Origin of the sequence: Corynebacterium sp. p3-SID1194 (assembly GCF_025144155.1) — a bacterium.
GTDB lineage: Bacteria > Actinomycetota > Actinomycetes > Mycobacteriales > Mycobacteriaceae > Corynebacterium.
In genome coordinates this window covers 1-18,698 of sequence record NZ_JALXWY010000026.1, presented here as the reverse complement: position 1 = coordinate 18,698, position 18,698 = coordinate 1, and the positions used below count along the sequence as shown (strand labels likewise).

Annotated in this window: 17 protein-coding genes; 14 read left to right on the top strand and 3 right to left on the bottom strand. The window is 62.6% G+C overall.

What is annotated here, in order from left to right; translation table 11 throughout:
- Positions 1-94 precede the first annotated feature (94 nt).
- The 8 genes from adhP to fbaA all read left to right on the top strand — a co-directional run bounded on the left by adhP (position 95) and on the right by fbaA (position 7,669).
- Complete coding sequence (adhP, locus tag M3G19_RS11300) at positions 95-1,126, top strand: alcohol dehydrogenase AdhP (RefSeq protein WP_259902725.1); 1,032 nt, start codon at positions 95-97, stop codon at positions 1,124-1,126.
- Positions 1,127-1,189: 63 nt separating this feature from the next.
- On the top strand, positions 1,190-1,588 hold the full coding sequence (locus M3G19_RS11295; RefSeq protein ID WP_259902724.1) for a DUF4265 domain-containing protein: 399 nt from the start codon (positions 1,190-1,192) through the stop codon (positions 1,586-1,588).
- Positions 1,589-1,602: 14 nt separating this feature from the next.
- Positions 1,603-2,442 carry a sulfurtransferase gene (locus M3G19_RS11290; RefSeq protein WP_259902723.1) on the top strand — a complete coding sequence of 280 codons (840 nt, stop codon included), beginning with the start codon at positions 1,603-1,605 and terminating at the stop codon, positions 2,440-2,442.
- 340 nt (positions 2,443-2,782) lie between these two features.
- On the top strand, positions 2,783-4,066 hold the full coding sequence (locus M3G19_RS11285; protein ID WP_259902722.1) for a hypothetical protein: 1,284 nt from the start codon (positions 2,783-2,785) through the stop codon (positions 4,064-4,066).
- A 2-nt stretch (positions 4,067-4,068) separates the two neighbouring features.
- Positions 4,069-4,623, top strand: coding sequence for an orotate phosphoribosyltransferase (gene pyrE, locus M3G19_RS11280; protein WP_259902721.1), 555 nt, complete (start codon positions 4,069-4,071; stop codon positions 4,621-4,623).
- On the top strand, positions 4,610-5,296 hold the full coding sequence (locus M3G19_RS11275; protein ID WP_259902720.1) for an RNA methyltransferase: 687 nt from the start codon (positions 4,610-4,612) through the stop codon (positions 5,294-5,296). Before pyrE ends, M3G19_RS11275 begins: the two co-directional genes overlap by 14 nt.
- Before the next feature lie 49 nt (positions 5,297-5,345).
- Complete coding sequence (locus M3G19_RS11270; protein ID WP_259902719.1) at positions 5,346-6,500, top strand: glycoside hydrolase family 76 protein; 1,155 nt, start codon at positions 5,346-5,348, stop codon at positions 6,498-6,500.
- 134 nt (positions 6,501-6,634) lie between these two features.
- The gene (fbaA, locus tag M3G19_RS11265; RefSeq protein WP_210574019.1) at positions 6,635-7,669 is read left to right on the top strand and encodes a class II fructose-bisphosphate aldolase; all 1,035 of its coding nucleotides are present in this window, start codon (positions 6,635-6,637) and stop codon (positions 7,667-7,669) included.
- A 76-nt stretch (positions 7,670-7,745) separates the two neighbouring features.
- Here the strand turns inward: fbaA and M3G19_RS11260 are convergent, their stop codons facing one another.
- Complete coding sequence (locus M3G19_RS11260; protein WP_259902718.1) at positions 7,746-8,210, bottom strand: hypothetical protein; 465 nt, start codon at positions 8,208-8,210, stop codon at positions 7,746-7,748.
- Between the two features lie 303 nt (positions 8,211-8,513).
- Between M3G19_RS11260 and M3G19_RS11255 the strand changes: the two genes are divergently transcribed.
- Positions 8,514-9,917, top strand: coding sequence for an aromatic acid exporter family protein (locus M3G19_RS11255; protein ID WP_259902717.1), 1,404 nt, complete (start codon positions 8,514-8,516; stop codon positions 9,915-9,917).
- A 297-nt stretch (positions 9,918-10,214) separates the two neighbouring features.
- Here M3G19_RS11255 and M3G19_RS11250 read toward each other — a convergent pair whose 3' ends face one another.
- Positions 10,215-11,069, bottom strand: a complete 855-nt coding sequence (locus tag M3G19_RS11250; RefSeq protein WP_259902716.1) for a PRC and DUF2382 domain-containing protein — start codon at positions 11,067-11,069, stop codon at positions 10,215-10,217.
- A 390-nt stretch (positions 11,070-11,459) separates the two neighbouring features.
- Positions 11,460-12,236 (bottom strand): hypothetical protein, encoded by a 777-nt coding sequence (locus M3G19_RS11245; protein WP_259902715.1) that lies wholly within the window; start codon positions 12,234-12,236, stop codon positions 11,460-11,462.
- A gap of 47 nt (positions 12,237-12,283) precedes the next feature.
- Between M3G19_RS11245 and M3G19_RS11240 the strand changes: the two genes are divergently transcribed.
- The 5 genes from M3G19_RS11240 to M3G19_RS11220 form a co-directional block, all read left to right on the top strand.
- On the top strand, positions 12,284-12,691 hold the full coding sequence (locus M3G19_RS11240; RefSeq protein ID WP_259902714.1) for an NUDIX domain-containing protein: 408 nt from the start codon (positions 12,284-12,286) through the stop codon (positions 12,689-12,691).
- 528 nt (positions 12,692-13,219) lie between these two features.
- A complete protein-coding gene (locus tag M3G19_RS11235) occupies positions 13,220-14,509 on the top strand; it encodes an adenylosuccinate synthase (RefSeq protein WP_259902713.1) in 1,290 nt (429 codons plus the stop codon).
- Positions 14,510-14,792: 283 nt separating this feature from the next.
- Positions 14,793-15,860, top strand: a complete 1,068-nt coding sequence (locus tag M3G19_RS11230; RefSeq protein WP_259902712.1) for a hypothetical protein — start codon at positions 14,793-14,795, stop codon at positions 15,858-15,860.
- Between the two features lie 113 nt (positions 15,861-15,973).
- On the top strand, positions 15,974-16,285 hold the full coding sequence (locus M3G19_RS11225) for a hypothetical protein (RefSeq protein ID WP_259902711.1): 312 nt from the start codon (positions 15,974-15,976) through the stop codon (positions 16,283-16,285).
- 487 nt (positions 16,286-16,772) lie between these two features.
- Positions 16,773-18,698 (top strand): YPDG domain-containing protein (locus M3G19_RS11220; RefSeq protein ID WP_259902710.1); only part of this gene is annotated, 1,926 nt, incomplete at its 3' end.

Below are 18,698 nucleotides of genomic sequence, written 5' to 3'. Positions count from 1 at the left end.
GGTAACACGGGTCGTTTTCTATTTACTTTCCTCTTGGAAACTCCTAATGTGACTCGCAACATATTCATCCTCCGACTGGAAAGGAACCGTTGCGATGTCCACCCCAACCACCATGCGAGCCGCCGTTGCTGAACAATTCGGCCCCGATGTCAATGTCCGTGACTTGGATCTGCCCACGCCGGGTCCCTTCCAGGCACTGGTGAAGCTGCACGCCTCCGGCATCTGCCACACCGACCTGCACGCCGTCGAAGGCGACTGGCCCGTCAGGCCGGAGCCACCGTTCGTACCCGGCCACGAGGGCGTGGGCGAAATCGTCGAGCTCGGCCCGGGTGAGCACACGGTGGCCGTCGGCGACATGGTCGGCAACGCCTGGCTCTGGTCCGCGTGCGGCGAGTGCGAGTTCTGCCGCACCGGCCGCGAAACTTATTGCCACAACGCCCAATACGGCGGCTACACCGTCGACGGGTCCTTCGGCGAGTACATGCTGGTGGACACGCGTTACGCTCCCCGCATCCCGGATGGCGTCGACCCGGTTGAGGTCGCGCCGATCCTCTGCGCAGGTGTCACGGTGTACAAGGGCCTCAAGGAAGCCCAGACCAAGCCGGGTCAGTTTATGACGATTTCCGGCATCGGCGGCCTGGGCCACCTCGCGGTGCAGTACGGCGTAGCAATGGGCATGCGCGTCATCGCCGTCGACGTCGCGGACGACAAGCTCGAGCTAGCCCGCGAGCTCGGTGCCGAGTTCGCCGTCAACGCAAAAGACCGCGACCCGGGCGAGGCGGTCCAAGAGTTCACTGACGGCGGCTCCCACGGCGTCCTGGTCACGGCAGTCCACCCGGACGCGTTCGGCCAGGCCATCGCGATGAGCCGCAGCGAGGGCACGATCGTTTTCAACGGCCTGCCTCCGGGGGACTTCCCGGCACCGATCTTCGACATCGTGCTGCGCGGCATCACCATTCGCGGCTCGCTTGTTGGTACGCGCCAGGACATGGCGGAGGCCCTGGACTTCTACGCCCGTGGCCTGGTCAAGCCGCATGTGACTGCGTGCGAGCTCGACGACGTCAACGACGTATTTGAGAACATGCGCAAGGGCAAAATCAGCGGTCGCATGGCGATCAAGTACTAGCCGGTACGGGACGGGAGCGCGTACAAGGGGCCGTCGATAAGCAAACTGCTCTAGACTGCATGCATGCAGCCGACCACGACGATCACCACCCGCGTCGCGCTCCCCGGCGTGGAGAACGAGGAACTAGCTGCCCACGACTTGGGCGGCGGGCACTTCGTCGTCGCGTCCGTGCCGTTTTTGGACACGAGCATCAACGTCGGCGACATCGTCGAATGCGTGAAGGTCGGCGGCCAGTTCCACGTCAACCGCAAGGTAGTCAGCGGCGGGGCGGAAACAGTCCGGATCCTGATCCAGTCGCCGGAGCCCACCGACATCCCGGAGACGCTGCTCGCGTTCGGGTGCCGGGTGGAGGTGGGGCCGGGGGGCATGCTGGGGGCGTCGATAAGCGCTGATGCCCCGAGCGAGGGCATCCGCGAGTGGCTTGAGGGCCTTCAGGCGCAGGGCATCATCTCTTTGGCGTAGCTACACTTGGCGCCATGAGCGTATTCGTGTCCTCCGAAGACCTGCGTGAACAGATCCGTACCGGCAAGAAGCTCACCGTTTTGGCCTCGCTGTGGCATGCCCGCGAGGGCAACGCGTGGTCGAAATTCCAGTCTGAACACATCCCGACCGCCCAATACTGCAACCCGGCTGATCACCTCGTGGGCACGCCCGGCTCGCAGGTGGGACGCAACCCGCTTCCGTCGACGGAGCACCTGCAGCAGTCGTTCCGTTCGTGGGGTATTGAGGCCGGCCGCCCGGTCGTCATCTACGACACCGGTTCCGGCGAGTTCGCCGCCCGCGCATGGTGGACATTACGCTGGTCAGGCGTAGAAGACGTGCATATCCTCGACGGCGGCTTCCCCGCGTGGGAGCGCGCTGGCTTCGACACAGTCGCCGGCCCCGGTCCCGTCTCCGTCCGCACCGAACTCGAAGTCGCGCCGGGCCAGCTTCCTACCGCAGAAATCGACGACGTGCGTGAATTCAAGGGCATGCTTATCGACGCCCGCGATACCCCCCGCTTCGTCGGCCAACGCGAGCGCCTCGACCTGAAATCCGGCCATATTCCCGGTGCCCGCACTGTGCCTGTCGAAGATCTCTTCACCGAGGACGGCCTGATCAAGCCCGTCGAGGAGGTCCTCGAGACCATGGCCAAGTTCGGCATCACCCATGAAACGGACCCCGCCGAAGCCATCGTCTACTCCGGCTCCGGCAATCACTCCTCGAAACTGCTCGCTGCCTTCGCTCACGCGGGCCTGCCCGTGCTGACCCACTTCATCGGCGGCTGGTCCCAGTGGTCCGCCAACCCGAAGAACCCCGTCGAGCGCGACATTTAACCTGTGCAGCTATGCGCTGGGCAGCTCCGGGGGGTGGGGCTGCCGAGTCCGGTGCTGTCCGCAGATCCGCAGCTCCACAGCTCCACAGATGTTAACCCCAAATGTGAACCCCTCCGCAGATGTTAACCCCAAAACTTAGTTACCCCAGGTCGCGGTTTTTCGGCCAGTTTCGCCGACCTGCGGAAACTAACTTTTGGGGTTCACATCTAGGAACCACCGCCTAAGGGGCCGATCTGGGCCGCTGCAGCGACCGCAGAAGTCCTATCCCGGTGCAGAACCCCGCGACAACTAGCCACGCCTGCCCAGTTCAGGGGACGTCGGGGGATACAGTTTTGTACTGATGGGTTACATACTTCTGGGACTGTCCGCACTCGCCCTTGCCGGGGCGGGTATTTTGTGGCGCGCAGATGCGCAGGATAAGAGCAGGACCAGTGAGGATGGCACCGCCCCACGCGACGCTGAACCGGTGGCACCCACACCGGTGGAAGACGTGCCCGAAGAAGCAGCACCGGCGGAGCCGGTAGTAGAACCGGAGAAGGAGCCCGAGCCGCAGCTGGAGGCGGAAGAGGAAGAGGCGCCGCAGCCGCAGCCGGAGCTAGAAGCGGAACCAGAACCAGAACCAGAAGCGGAACCGGAACCGGAAACAGCAGAGGAAGGCTCTGAAGAAAGCCAGAAAACGCACTCGCGCTGGAGCGCGCTGACCGGGCTCACCGGGGCTTTCTCGACCAAGCTGCCGTCCAAGCTCTCCACCAAGCTGCCCAAGAACCTGCCGACCAAACTCCCCGGGGAGAAGCAGCGCAGCCGCAAGGAACGCCGGGAGTGGGCGGAGGCTAACGGTTTCGAGTACGCGAGGGAGGATGAGTTCCTCCAAGACGAGTGGGGGCGCGGTGCGGCGTCGGCGGGTGAGCCGGTGACGGACGTGCTGACGGGGACGCGTTTCGGACACGAGACGCGGATCGCGGATATCGGCGGTACGACGGTCGTGGCGATGGGGACGGGGATGGAAAGTGGGGTGGTGGTGGACGTGCGTCGTAAGGCGACTGCGTCGGGGGCTACCGAGGACTTGGTCGCTGTCGCTGAGATCGAGGGGTTCCGGGTGTACGGCTCGGAGGCGGGGCCGGCGGAGCGGATGCTGGACATCCGCGTGAATACAGCGCTGGAGCTTCTTCCGCAGCAGGTCAGCGCGGTGTGGTTCGAGTCGGAATGGGTGCTGGCCCAGCTTGACGGCGACGCGGGTGCGCAGGAGTGGGAGCCGGTGTTCGCGCCGCTCGCGCTGCTTGCCGACGCCGCACGTACCCTCCCGCCGCGCACCTGGCCGCACCTCCGCTTCGAGCACCACACGCGCGAAATGGGCGATCCGATTGAGATTCAGTCGAGCAAAGACCGGGAGGGAACCGAGGCGGAGCGGCCGGTCGTCGTGCGGCCAGAGGAACCGCTCGAGCTGCCCACCCGCACCACGGGTGGCGTCCGCGGCACGATGGAATATCGCGCGGTCGGCGGGGACGACGTCGACGCGATCGCGACGGGGGAAGCACCAGAGCAGCTTAACGACGGCACCCGCATCACCCGCCGCCCCCAACCCCCGTCAATCTTCGGCGACGGCAATGCGGACTACCCTGGGTGACCATGAGCGAGAACACGAATGACATGGGCAAAAAGCAGCGCCTCGCGGAACTGGTCCGGGAGTTGGCGGTCGTGCACGGCAAGGTGACGCTGTCGTCGGGCAAGGAAGCTGACTACTACGTCGACCTGCGCCGCGCGACGCTGCACCACGAGGCCAGCCCGCTGATCGGCTCCCTGTTGCGCGAGCTGACCAGCGACCTCGACTTCGACGCCGTCGGCGGTCTGACTCTCGGGGCAGACCCGGTGGCTACTGCAGTGATGCACGCGGGTGGCCGGCCGATCGACGCATTCGTCGTGCGCAAGGAAGCGAAGAAGCACGGAATGCAGCGCCGCATCGAAGGGCCGGACATCGAAGGCAAGCGCGTGCTGGTCGTCGAGGACACCACCACGACCGGCAACTCACCGCTCACCGCAGTCAAGGCATGCCAGGAAGCTGGTGCGGAGGTCGTCGCTGTCGCGACCGTCGTCGACCGCGCGACCGGTGCCGCGGACGTGCTGAAGGACGCGGGACTGGACTACCGCTTCCTGCTGGGCTTGGACGATCTTGGACTCGCATAGCCAGGCCGATCCCAGTCAGCCCGAGCCCGAGAAAGGCCCCACCGAATGGCAGGAAGGCCGCCACGGCGTCGGCCCGTGGGAGGGGGAGTGGCCGACTGACGAGCGTTTCGACGAGGAGTTATTGCGCAACGGCGACCGCCGCAATGTCGTTGACGAATACCGGTATTGGTCCCTCGCTGCGATCAAAGCGGACTTGGACACGCGGAGACACCCGTTCCACGTGGCGATCGAGAATTTCGAGAATGACATGAATATCGGCACCGTCGTCCGCACCGCGAATGCGTTTCTGGCAGAGGCGGTGCACATCGTGGGGCGGAAGCGGTGGAACCGCCGCGGGGCAATGGTGACGGACCGCTACCAGCACATCGTTCATCACGAAACGGTGGCCGATCTCGCGGAGTACGCGAAGGAAAATGACCTGACCATCGTCGCGATCGACAACACTCCTGGGTCGGTGCCATTGGAAACGGCGGAGCTGCCGGAGCGCTGCCTTCTTCTGTTCGGGCAGGAAGGGCCGGGGGTGACGGACCAGGCGCAGGACGCGGCGGTGATGACGTGTTCGATCGCGCAATTCGGGTCGACGCGCTCCATCAACGCCGGCGTCGCCGCGGGCATTGCCATGCATGCGTGGATCCGCCAGCACGGGGATCTGAATGGGGCGTGGAAGGGGTAACGGGGAGAGGGGATCGTCGATAAGCTTGAAGCGATGTAAAGGAGGGCTTGTGCCGGAAACTTGGGCGCACCGTGCGGACCTCGCTGAAATGGCGATCACGGAGCGGCATGCGACGAAGCTGTGGGGCTTGCCCCGCACCAACCTCGCGGTGGTGAGCTGGCCGCCGACGACGAAGGAAAAGGTGTTCTTCCACTGGCATTACTGGTGGCAGGCGCACTACCTCGATTGTCTGGTGGACGCGGAATCGCGGCGGTCGACGAAGGCGCGCCGCGCAGCGATCGTGCGCACCATCCGCGGCATCCGCCTGCGCAATCTGGGCAAGCTGATCAAGAACCGCTACTACGACGACAAAGCGTGGCTCGCGCTGGCGCTCAACCGCGTGACGCAGTCGGACAAGGTTGCGCGGCCGAAACAGCTCGACGACCTTGAGTTCAATATTCTCGCTGGTCTTGACTCTGTGCTGGGTGTGCTTCCGTGGCGTACGGACGAGAATTTCTTCAACGTGCCGGCGAACGGGCCAGCCGCGATCATGCTCGCGCGCACGGGCCGCATGGACAAGGCGCGGGCACTCATCGACTGGATCTTCGACAACCTCATGTCCGATGACGGCCTCGTGGAAGACGGCGTACGTTTGCTTGCCGACGGCCCGCGCAACACCCCCACCATCTACTCCTACAACCAGGGAACCGTGCTCGGCGCGGCACTGGAAATCGCGCTCGGGCTCGAGGACAAGCCGGAGGAGCAGGTGTACTACATCACCCACATCCGGTCTTTGGTGCAGGCGATCTCAATGCATGTGGCAACCCCGGGCGGCGTGATCGACAACCCGGTCGATGGCGACGGTGACGGAGGCCTGTTCAAGGGCATCCTGGTGCGCTACCTCGCCGAGGTGGCGGTGCGCCTGCCCGAGGACAGCCCCGCCAGTATCAGTGCCAAGCGCGCTGCTGAACGGCTGGTCATGGCGAGCGCGGAATCGATGTGGAACCACCGCCTCGAGGTTGACGGCCTGCCGATCTTTCCCGCGCGCTGGACTCGCGATGCGAAGCTGCCGCATAACTATTCGCTGGGACCGAGCTCGATTAGCGACGCTTTGGGCAAGGCCCGGATCTCCGAGCGCGACCTGTCCGTCCAGCTCTCCGGATGGATGCTCCTCGAGGCCGCCGCGCGGGTGTCCAAGGCGCGGAAGGAGCGCGAAGGGGAGTAGCCCCAAGAAACTTCATGCGGGAAAACCCGGGCGCGGGCATACTGGAATGCGTAGAGTCCGCGCGGTTTCCACAGTCACGCGGGCAACACGAGTGACCACCGAGTGACCATCGAGTGAAAGGGATCCACACCCCCATGCCTATTGCAACCCCTGAGGTTTACAACGAAATGCTCGACCGCGCGAAGCAGGGTGGCTTCGCGTTCCCGGCGATCAACTGCACGTCGTCGGAGACGATCAATGCGGCGCTGCGCGGCTTCGCTGAGGCGGGCTCGGACGGCATCATCCAGTTCTCCACCGGCGGCGCTGAGTTCGGCTCGGGCCTGTCCGTGAAGAACAAGGTCGCCGGTGCGGAGGCACTGGCGGCATTCGCGCACAAGGTGGCTGAGAAGTACGACATCAACGTCGCGCTGCACACCGACCACTGCCAGAAGGAAGTGCTGGACGATTACGTTCGTCCGCTGATCGCTATCTCCCAGGAGCGCGTGGACCGCGGCGAGCTGCCGCTGTTCCAGTCCCACATGTGGGACGGTTCCGCCATCCCGATCGACGAGAACCTCGAGATCGCGCAGGAGCTGCTGGAGAAGGCGCGCAAGGCCAACATCATTCTCGAGGTCGAGATCGGTGTCGTCGGTGGCGAGGAAGACGGCGTTCAGGCCAAGGCCGGCGCGAACCTCTACACCACGCGCGAGGACTTCGAGAAGACCATCGACGCCATCGGCACCGGTGAGAAGGGCCGCTACCTGCTGGCTGCCACCTTCGGCAACGTTCACGGCGTGTACAAGCCCGGCAACGTGAAGCTGAAGCCGGAGGTGCTGGAGATGGGGCAGGAAGCTGCCGTCGAAAAGCTTGGCCTGAATGCTGGCGATAAGCCGTTCGACTTCGTGTTCCACGGTGGTTCCGGCTCCGAGCCGGAGAAGATCGCGCAGGCCCTGTCCTACGGTGTTGTGAAGATGAACGTGGACACCGACACCCAGTACGCGTTCACCCGCCCGGTGGCTGAGCACATGTTCCAGAACTACGACGGCGTGCTCAAGGTCGACGGCGAAGTGGGCAACAAGAAGACCTACGACCCGCGTTCCTACCTGAAGAAGGCCGAGCAGTCCATGGCTGATCGTGTCGTCCAGGCGTGCGAGAACCTCAACTCTGTGGGCAAGTCCGTGTCCAAGTAAACACGCTCACAGTAAAGGCCAGGTCCCATTTTCGGGGTCTGGCCTTTTTGTTCTGTTTTTATTGAAGCCTTGCTCCTTAGAGCTCCAGCGCCCGGCGCAGTACATTGCCTACGAGGTCCTCGAAGGAGGCGTGCACATCCTCGTCGTCGTCGGGGTCCCACGCGATGCTGTCCACAAGCTTCCACTTCTGATCATCCGTGTCATACGCCAACAGCTGATCGTCCACTTCACCGATAAACCGCAGCGGCGACGACACCTCGTGCAGCCCCTCGAGCAGACGCTCGTTCGACTCCAGAACGCCCGAGGTGTGGACAGCCCGTCCGTCTTCACCTTCCTCGAAATCCCGTGTTCCGTAGATGTGCGCGCCGTTGACCCACACGCCATTGCTGCGTTGCCACAGCTGCTTCAGAGCCTCGGGCGGCTCGATCCCGAATAGGGCGTTGAACTGTGGAACGAGGGCGTTGATCGTGTCCGCGTCGGCGGGCGGTTCGAGCCCTTCCTCAGCGTCGATCTGGTCTAACAACGGATTCAGGGCAATCATGGTCACAACCTTCCAATCAATGGTGTGCGGCTTCGATCCCCGGAGCCGGCCAGATCTTGATGCCCCTAGGGTAGTTCGGCGATAGAAACTGTGGGACTGGCCTGGTTTCAACCTACCTGCTGCGTAGCGCTGGTAGCTGGTGTCCAACTGGTAATCGGCTGAGTTCTCGATCAGCACGAGCCTGTCGTCCAGGCGTGCGAGAACCTCAACTCGGTGGGCACGTCCGTGTCGGAGTAAACACGTCTACAGTGAAGGCCAGGTCCCATTTTCGGGGCCTGGCCTTTTTGTTCTACTTTTATTGAGATGCCCATGGAGAAAAACACCACACGCGAGCGGATGACCACGCGCGAGCGGATGGCCGCGGTCGAGCACTCCGTTGAAGCACGAGTGCGCCGCGTCCGCCAACGCATTCTTCCCGCACTCCAAGTCGGGATCGCAGCCGGAATCGCATATTTCATTGCGCACCAGTGGGTCGGGCACCCGCTGCCGTTCTTCGCGCCGATCAGCGTGATCATCATCGTCGGTTTGTCCGGCGGGGAGCGCATCACGCGCGCACTAGACATGTCGCTCGGCTGCATTCTCGGCGTACTCGTGGGCGATTTGCTTTTTGCGCCGCTCGGTGCCGGCGGGTGGCAGATCGCGCTCGCCGTCGGCGGATCGTTTCTGTTCGCGTCGTTCTTCTCCAAATCGCCACTCGTGGCCAACCAAGTCGCGATCGGCTCAATCCTGATCATCACGATCATGCCGCCCGACGCCGACGTCACCGGCATCGATCGCACCATCGACGCATTCATCGGCTCCGCGGTCGGACTCGCCGTTGTCGCGCTTTTGCCGTCCGCGCCGCTATCCACCGCGCGGCAAGAGATCGCCAAGGTACTCAAGATTTTGAGCTCAGTGCTTGACGACGTCTCCCACGGCATCTCCAACCAACAACCCGCCGAAATGGCTGTGGCACTGGAAGCGATCCGCGGAACTCAATCGGATATTGACGCGATCAGGTCCGCGACCAAATCCGGACGCGAATCCACGCAGCTGTCTCCGTTCCTGTGGGGCTCTCGCCGCTATGTCACGTCCCTGTCTCGCATGGTCCCGCCCACCGACAATGCGATCCGCACCAGCCGTGTGCTTGCCCGGCGTGCCCTTGTCCTCGTCGAAGACCAGGACACTGTCTCCCCGAAGCAGCTCTGGATCCTGGACCAGCTTTCCTCCATCGCGCTCGACATGTCCGCCATTTTTGAGGTCAACGCCAAGATCAGTCAGGCTCAGGGCATGCCTGCACTGACCAACCGTCTGCGCGCGCTCGCCGCCGAAACCGGCATGGACGTCCTCGACGTGAACGCCCAGCCGCCGTTCGGCCCGTACTCGCCGTTCGAGGGCCCCGCCAAGGATGCCAATAACGCCGCCGCCGCGGAGGCCATGGCCGCGGCCGACACCGACCCTGACTCCGAATCGCGCGCCGAGTCCGGTGCCGCCTCCGGGCGGATCAGCCCCACGTCCGCTGATTCGGTCCAGCCCGCCATGCCCGCGCTGTCCGCGTCCTCGATCTTGGCCCAGTCGCGCTCCCTGATCGTCGACTTGCTGCAGGTGTGCGGCTGGTCCCGCGAGTCCGCCGTGGCCGTTCTCAAGCCGACCTCTGCCACCCCGGCCTACCCGCCCGAGGTACGGAATCGATTCTTCGACGACGAGAGCGACAACCACGAACGGTAGCGGGCGCGCGTGGCGCAGCCCAAGGGCGATACTCTCATCGCGCGCCACCCGTCGAAAGATTCGACGCCGAAAAATCAAGTCTCATCTAAAGAAGCAGGTCCAAATGTGGCGGGCACCCACTTTTCGTCGCCGAGAGGGTGACGCATTCACGCGTTGGTCATCCAAAGATTGAGGCGACCCAGCGTGGAACAAGACATGAGAGAACCCCGGCACCGTGATCCCTAAAGGGGATCGAGGGCGGTGCCGGGGTTCTTTGTTCAGCTAACGTGCTCCGCTAAAGGCGGAGTGCAAAGCGACTTACTTGTTGTCGCGCAGGGTCTCGTCGACGACGTTGCCGTCGGTCTCGATGCGCTCCTTGGCGACATCCTCGGTGACGGTCTCGGTCTCGCGGACGACGTCCTTGTCCAGGGAGACCTTCTCCACCGGGACGGACTCCTTGGAGACGTTGACGCGATCCTCGTGCAGGGTGACGGAAGCTTCCTGCTCGCCCAGGTTGCCGTCGTAGTTAGCGCGGTCTGCCTCGGTGATCGGCTCGCGGGTGACGCGGACCTCTTCGCGCTCAACCGGGACCTCGACGGTCTCGGTCTCGTGGACGACGTACTTGCGCAGACGGACCTCGCCGGACTGGACGCGCTCCTTGCCGACGTTCAGCTGCTCCTCGGAGCGGATGATCTCGCCGTTAGCATCGGTGCGGTCAGCAACCTCGCGGTCTGCGAACTCAGCGCGGTCAGCGTCGGTGTGCTCACCAGCAGCAGCGCCTGCACCAGCAGCAGCGCCTGCACCAGCGGCCGGTGCACCAGCACCAGCAGCGCCGGTCTCGTAGGTGGTGCGCTCCTCGACGCCCTCGAGACCGTAGTGGCGGTAGAAGGCCTCCTGGTCAGCGTTGGTGAGGTGGCCGTTCTCGTCGAGATCCGGAGCGTCCTCGATGCGGTCCTTAGCGAATGCCAGGTGCAGGTCGCCGTTCTCGAGGGTGTGGCCGCGCAGCGGGACGATGGAGTCGCCGCCACCGAACAGACCGTGGGAGACGGACACGAAGTCCGGCTGGCCGGTGGTGTCGTTAACGTACACGTCCTGGACGCCACCGACCTTGTCGCCGTTCACGTCGTAAGCGGTTGCGTTTGCAAGGTCTTCGATGCGGTTGAAATCAGCCATGATGTCTGAATCTCCTTTAAATGTTTTGTCGGAATCGAACAGACCCCAACGTAACGACGGATCGGGGGCGCTGCAGGGGCCAGGCCGAAAACCAGACATATCAATCGAAAGTTTGAGGGCAGGTCATCGGAGTTTGGTTATAGTGTCGCGCTCGCCCTCGTTGGCCTGCAGAAATGGAGGTTGTAGAGGTGCGGGTGGGGCTATGGGTGCGGGATTGAGTCTCGGTGAGGTAACGAATCGGCCACGGCGCGCTTGAAATCGCGAAAATGTGAGATAAATCACGTTTGCGCAAACCGGGGAACATACTCCCCGCGCCCGTCGATTTAAGGGCGATTCGACGGCACCCGAACGGCGCACCAACCGCGCTCGAACGCCGCCCCCACGCATCGATCACAACTCCCGCACGGCCTGGATATCGCGCAGGTGACGGTAGAAGGTAACGCGCTCGACGGGCCGTTTCGCGGGAATGCCGTCGACGGTGACGAGGATGGAGCGGCCGCCGGATTGGAGGGCGCGTCCGGAGGGGGTGAAGGTGGCGTCGATAAGCGATTCCCTGCGGAAACGTGGCTTGCGGATGGCTGCTGCGGCGAGTCCTGGCGCGTGTGTGGTGGGCACGAGGCGCGCGCCGAATACGCGGCCGCGGCCGTCGCTGCGGACAAGGACGTCGTCGTCGACGACGATCTCTCCTATATATGGGGCACCGTCGACGTGGGTGAGCGTGGCGGCCCCGGCGACGACGAGTCCCGCGTCGTTGCGGATGCACGGGATGGGGCGCACGGGACCATCTACTGCGAGTGGCACGGTGGTGCCCCACACGACAGCTGCGGGGGAGGAGGGGTCATTGGGGAGGTAGGCGACCTCGGCCCACATGTAATCTGCGCGCATCATGCGGGTGAGGACAGCAGAAAGCGCGGCATCGCTGCCGGAGACGATCACACGCAGGCGCTCGTCGGGCTGCTGCGGAGCGAATGTTGGCTCGCCGAGGTGCGAGACCTCGGGAGAAGCGGCGATGTCCTGCAGCGACGGCGTCGTGTCGACGGGCAGCACCTCGCGCGCGGCCTCGTCGAGGAACTTCAGGTCGCGCCGCGAGGGCACTGGGGGAAGTGCGTGGTGCTCGGCGCTGTCGATAAGCGTATCCGTTCCGCACGCGCAGTGAATGAGCCGCATGAAGCTCACGCTACAAGCCGCGCGTGGTGCTTTGTATATTGAGGCCCATGTCTGGCGAAACCGAACCAATCCGCGTGTGCGCCGCCGTCTTCCGCGACGCGCACGGCCGCGTCCTTTCCGTGCGGAAGAAAGGCACGGACCGCTTTATGCTTCCCGGCGGCAAGCCGGAGTCAGGGGAAACTCCGCGCGAAACAACCGTGCGCGAAGTGCGCGAAGAGATCGGCGCGCTTATCGACGCTTCGTCGCTCGCTCCCCTTGGCACCTTCTGCGCCCCTGCCGCGAACGAAGCAGGGCGCGAGGTGGAGGGCACGATCTTCATATGTGCCGCTCATGTTGATCCGCAGCCGGCCGCGGAGATCGCGGAGATTGCCTGGGTTGATCCGCGCATCCCTGCTGAAGCCGGGGTCGATCTCGCCCCACTACTGGAAACGAAGGTCTTTCCGGCGCTGCGTTGAGTGGCTCCTCATTCCTGGGTTGCCAAACCTGATTCCCGTCTCGCAAAACCCCATTCCTGGCGCACAAAACCTGTGAGCCGCCCGTGAGGTGTTTGCGCAAGGGTCCCTGATTTGAATTGCGGGCATGGGTGACCTCGATCGCGTTCTTACCGCCCTTGATCAGGCAAACTTCCGGCTGATATTGAGGACACTGGCTGCATGCATCTCGTCTAATGCGTCTGTCGCAGTCACTGTCATCATTTCGTTTCGACGTTTCCCCAGGCTGATGCCCGATGGTGAGTGAATGCGGTCACTCGTGACCTAAATCCATTTCACATGTATATGTGCGGGCTCTTCGGGGCACACCCCGCCCTTCGCAATCCGGGAGTTCAGCCTAAGCTGCTGCTCACTTCGAAGTCTAAAGGGCAGGGGCGCTACAATAACGCTGGACTTTTGCGGGGAATAGCTCGTCGTTGGCGGCGCGCGAGGAACCGCAATGAGCACGCACACGACAGCTGCGACGCGCAGCGTGAATTAGGGAGCGTTTTAATGGCGGCCATCATCATTGTCGGTGCCCAGTGGGGCGACGAAGGCAAGGGCAAAGCCACGGATATTCTCGGCGGCAAAGTCGACTATGTGGTGAAGCCGAACGGCGGCAACAACGCCGGCCACACGGTGGTCGTCGGCGGCGAAAAGTACGAGCTGAAGCTCCTTCCCGCCGGTGTGCTCAGCGAGAACGCCACCCCGGTGCTGGGCAACGGCGTCGTGGTGAACCTTGAGGCACTGTTCGAGGAGATCGACGGTCTCGAGGCGCGCGGCGCTAATGCGTCGCGGTTGCGGATCAGCTCCAATGCGCACCTTGTCACCCCGTACCACCAGACGCTGGACCGTGTGCAGGAACGGTTCTTGGGCAAGCGCGCGATCGGTACAACCGGCCGCGGTATCGGACCGACGTACGCCGACAAGGTCGCGCGCGTGGGTATTCGCGTCCAGGATCTTTTCGACGAATCCATCCTCCGTCAGAAGATCGAGTCCGCCTTGGACGTCAAAAACCAGATGCTGGTGAAGATGTACAACCGCAAGGCGATTGACCCTGAAGAGGTGGTGGATTATTTCCTCGGCTACGCTGACCGCGTCAAGCCGATGGTGATCGACGCGGAGCAGGTGCTTAACGCCGCGCTGGACCGTGGTGAGCACGTGCTCATGGAGGGCGGACAGGCAACCATGCTGGATGTGGACCACGGCACGTACCCATTCGTGACCTCCTCCAACCCGACGTCCGGAGGAGCGTGCGTCGGGTCCGGCATTGGTCCGACGAAGATCACCGCGTGCCTGGGCATTGTCAAGGCCTACACGACCCGCGTCGGTGCCGGCCCGTTCCCGACGGAGCTTTTCGATAAATGGGGCGACTACCTGCAGGAAACCGGCGGCGAGGTCGGTGTGAACACCGGCCGCAAGCGCCGCTGCGGTTGGTACGACTCGGTCATCGCCCGGTATGCCGCGCGGGTCAATGGTTTTACTGACTACTTCCTGACCAAGCTCGACGTGCTCACCGGCATCGGCGAAATTCCCATCTGCGTCGCTTATGACGTCGACGGTGAGCGTTTCGACGAAATGCCGCTCACCCAATCCCAGTTCCACCACGCCGAACCCATCTTCGAGACCATGCCCGCTTGGGACGAGGACATCACCGGTTGCACCACCTTCGAGGAGCTTCCGCAGCGTGCCCAGGATTATGTCCTGCGCCTCGAGGAGCTTTCCGGCGCGCCTATTTCCTACATCGGTGTCGGTCCGGGCCGTGACCAGACGATTGTACGCCACGACGTGATGGAGCGCTGATCAAGGGGATCGCCCGACGATTTAGGTGATCGCCTGCAGGCTGAGCGCCCTGAGCTGTACTTTTAAGCCCCACTTGCGGTCGGGTGGAGCTTAAAAACATTTGTGCGGGAAGTTATAAAACTCTGGAAGAGTGGTCGGATACTTGTTAATGTGCTGGTGTGAGGATGTGCACTGTGGCGTCTGTCACTGCCCATCTCATCAACAACGGATTGAAAGTTGTTGCTTGAAGAAAATATCAGTTTAAGTCAGCTCATGGCTCGGACGTTTCTCGAAAGGAAACTCGATGAAGAACTTCACCCGCCGCCGCGGCACTGCCGTTGCAGCCGCCGCTTTGTCCCTCGCTCTCGTTGCGCCGTTCACCAACTCCGTCGCAGGTGCGGAGGATGCGCAGGAAACGCCGAGCGCTACCAGCCAGACGAATGAGGTGGCTGGGGCTACGAAAATCCAGCCAGGGAAGACGCTGACCTACAAGAACAAGGCTTTGGAGGCGGTACCGCAAGGCGTGAAGATCACCGTCACTTTCCCGACCAGCAAGGGTAAAGAAGAGGTCGAAGTCGATCTGAGCGACGAAAACGGCGAGAAGGTCGTAAAGGTCCGCGTTCCTGAAAATGCACAGTCCGGAACGGTCGAGGTGAAGGCCGCTGACCAAAAGGTGGAAATTCCAGTCACGGTCGAGGCTAAGACGAGCACTCCGGAGTCCTCCGCGACCGAGACCACCACCCCGGAATCCTCCACCAGCGAGACCACCACCCCGGAATCCTCCACCCCTTCGAGCTCCGCCCCCTCTTCCACTCCGAAGGCGGGTACTGGTTCGAGCATCACCGATAACGACAAGTGCCGTACCGCGGTGCTGGGCTGGGGTATCCCGCTGGCTGTTTTGGTTCCGGTGGGTCTGCTGGCTAATGCTGCTGTCCCGGGTCTGCGAGCTCTGCGCCACGCAGCAGGAGACTTTGTCCGTGAGGCTAACGCTCAGTTCCAGAACCAGATCGGGGTCATGAACCCGGAGCTGGCTGCTCTCCAGGCGAACTTCAACGACCAGCTGCGTCAGTTCAACACCGACATCACCCAGCTCGCATTCGGTGCAGCATTCCTGGGCCTTGGCGTTGGTGCCCTGGCACACCTGGGCACCGCCTGCAGCCCGGCGGCCACCGTGATTCCGACTAAGGCCACGACGACGAAGACCGAGAAGCCGGAAACTCCGACGCAGAAGCCGACGCAGGAGAACTCCACCCCTAAGACCACCGAGCCTGCGGCAGAGGTCACGACCTCGTCGTCTTCCGCTGCCGAGCCGACGACCTCTGAGACTACTGAAGAGCCCACGAAGGAGCCGGAGGCGGAGTCTCAGCAGTAAGCTTCGCGCTTAGCTGCGGGTCTTACCGCTGGTAGATCGACCGCTTTCCCTTCTGCTACTTAACCCGCCTTTTCTCGAAAGGGAAGAGGCGGCTTTCGTTATTTCCAGGCAAAGTGAAGCGAGTCCGGGTCTCAAGACATCGCTGTTTTCGCTTATCGACGTCACCCTGCCGCCCCTTTTTCCTGCATCGCGAAGTCGATGCCGTCCATTCCTACTCCCGCTCCTACGTCGCTCACGTCGACGACATATATCGCCTCGACCTCTGCTCCGCCCACCTCGCCGACGGCGATCGCTCCGTCGAACTCCGCAACTCCGGCTCCAGCTCCCGCGACTTGTTTATTGGGCTCGTCCTCGCCCTCGGTGGGGCAGTGGCCGCCATCATCGGTTGGGTGTACAACCAGGGGCAGGTGAAGCTGCCGAGGTAGTAACGGGGAACTGCAGAAAGGTTGTGGGTTCCTTCCCGTTAAGGAGCGGACCTGCTTGCGAAGAATATGGGATCACCGCCGATCCCTACCCAACTGCGGGTGCAGGGTCGGCGGTGGTTTTGTGTGGGTGGCAGGGGAGGCGTCGACAAGCAATTGCGCGCTTATCGACGCCTCCCTCTTCTCTTGTCCCCCAAATAGCGCTGCCTCCGGCAAGAAATTTTCGATACAACCGTCCAGCGTCTCACCTGGCATTTGGTGCGCGTGTGATTGATGTTCCCTGTTCCCGGGGCTTGTCCATGCTTTCGGGCTGGATACATTTTCTTGACGCTGCTAGTTTCTATAGCTGTGAGGAAACGTATGGTACCCGCAACTCGTCCTGAGTGAGGCCAGCGCATCTCATAGCAGGCCAGTGTCAGTGAGCTTGAGCTCATCTAACACTTGCCAGAACTCCATACTTCAGCTTATTCACTGTCTCTGGAAGGAAAACATGAACTTCGAGAGCATCACCCGCCGCCGCGGCACGTCTATCGCGGCTGCGGCTCTCTCCCTGGCGTTGGTCGCGCCGGCGGTGCAGCCGGTCGTGAACCCGTCGGGTGTTCCGGCGGCGTTTGCGCAGGATACGGCGGAGCTGGCTCCTGCTCCTGAGGTGTCGGATCAGAACGCGATCATCGACGCTGACATGATCGCCAGCGGCCGCGTCACTAAGGCCGCTAACCTGACTGATGCCCAGGGTGTTGGTAAGGGCTTGATCTCCGGTCACGTGTACATGGCTACCCCTGGTGGTAACCCGGGTGCTGCGTACGACAACGGCAACGTGAAGCTGGACGGCATTACTGTCTACGCACAGTTCCGGGATAAGGACGGCTCGTACTCGCCGATCTTCAGCGCGAAGACCCACACTGTACCGGGCTTAGTCGGCGGTAATGGTGGCCAGGGCACGTTCGCATTCGGCTCCGGCAAAAAGGGCATCACCTGGAAGGACAAACTGGGCAAGGAGCACACCTGGGCAGCCCGCACGGACCAGAAGCACCGTATCTGGGTCGAGCCGTTCACGAACGATCGTGGCAACAAGGTTGTCATGTTCCGTCAGGCCAACGGCTTCGTGCCGGGCTCCTTCAACGGCCTGGTCGAGGCGCCACTTGGTTCCTTCGGCGTCGCTGACGGAAACATTGGGCTGATGGCGGCGTTCCTCCAGGAGGTTCCGCCGAACCACGAGACCAGCTGGATGGCCGCTAAGGGTGACAAGCTGGTTGAGGACCCTGAAGGACCAATCTCCTCGGCTGCGACCCAGACCAAGGTTCCGAACACTGTTTCTGGTCGTGTCTGGCTTGAGACCGGTGGGCCAGATAAGGGCATCGTGGCAACTGGACCGTCGATGAATAGTATCGATGAGCCCGCCGACGGTTACACCGTGTACGCGTCTACCCTGACCAAGGACGGCGCAGCAGCGAACCAGAAACTGCATGAGCAGTACAAGGACAACCCGAGCAAGCTGGCCGCAGAGACCAAGAAGATGCTCGAGGACCACCCCGAGTACATCCTCAAGACCGTCCACGGAAAGACAGACCGAGATGGCCGCTATACCCTGCGCTTCGGCAAGTATGAGAAGGGGCAGGTACGCGAGGACATCCTCAACCCGAACCATGTGTTCGTGTGGGTGGAGAACAAGGACGGTGTGGTCCAGAACGGTTATACCGGTTTCCACACTCCGATCTTCCGGCGTTTCGACGGCGGCGGCAACTTCCGCCCGGAGGCAATTCCTGCTGAGAACCAGCTGCCGATCAACTGGGGCAATGGTATCGGATTCCAGAACCTGAACTCCCTGTACAACGTCAACTACGGCATCATGCCGTACACCCCGGTGTCGATCAAGGCGGACTACAACGCGACCGACAAGCCGGCTGCCCCGGGCACCACGGTGACCCCGGAATTCAGCGGCGACCTGTCGCCCTTGTCGTCAAAGGTTGAATGGCGTGACCAGAAGCGCAACGTTCTTAAGACCTGCGAACTTGACCAGTCCAAGGGCATTAAGGCACAGGTCGCCGCGTGCACCTTCGACATCCCGGACGATGCCAAGAAGGGTGACTTCTACAACGTTGTTGTGGTCTCGGGTAATAACGACGTTTCCGCATGGTCCGTCCTCGTAACCGACAAGGCTTCGGAAGAGTTCGAGCCTGCTTATGAGGAGAAGCTGGTTGTTCCGGGTGAGGAGACGAAGTCTTCCCCGACGTTCAAGGACAAGGACGGCAAAGACGCGAAGGCTCCTGAAGGATCCAAGTTCGCGATCCCGGAGGACTTCAAGGCTCCTGAGGGCTACGAGGTCAAGATCGATGAGAACACCGGTGAGATTACGGTGACCTTCCCTGATGGGTCGAAGCTGAACAAGGACACCGTTGAGGAGTTTGATGTTCCA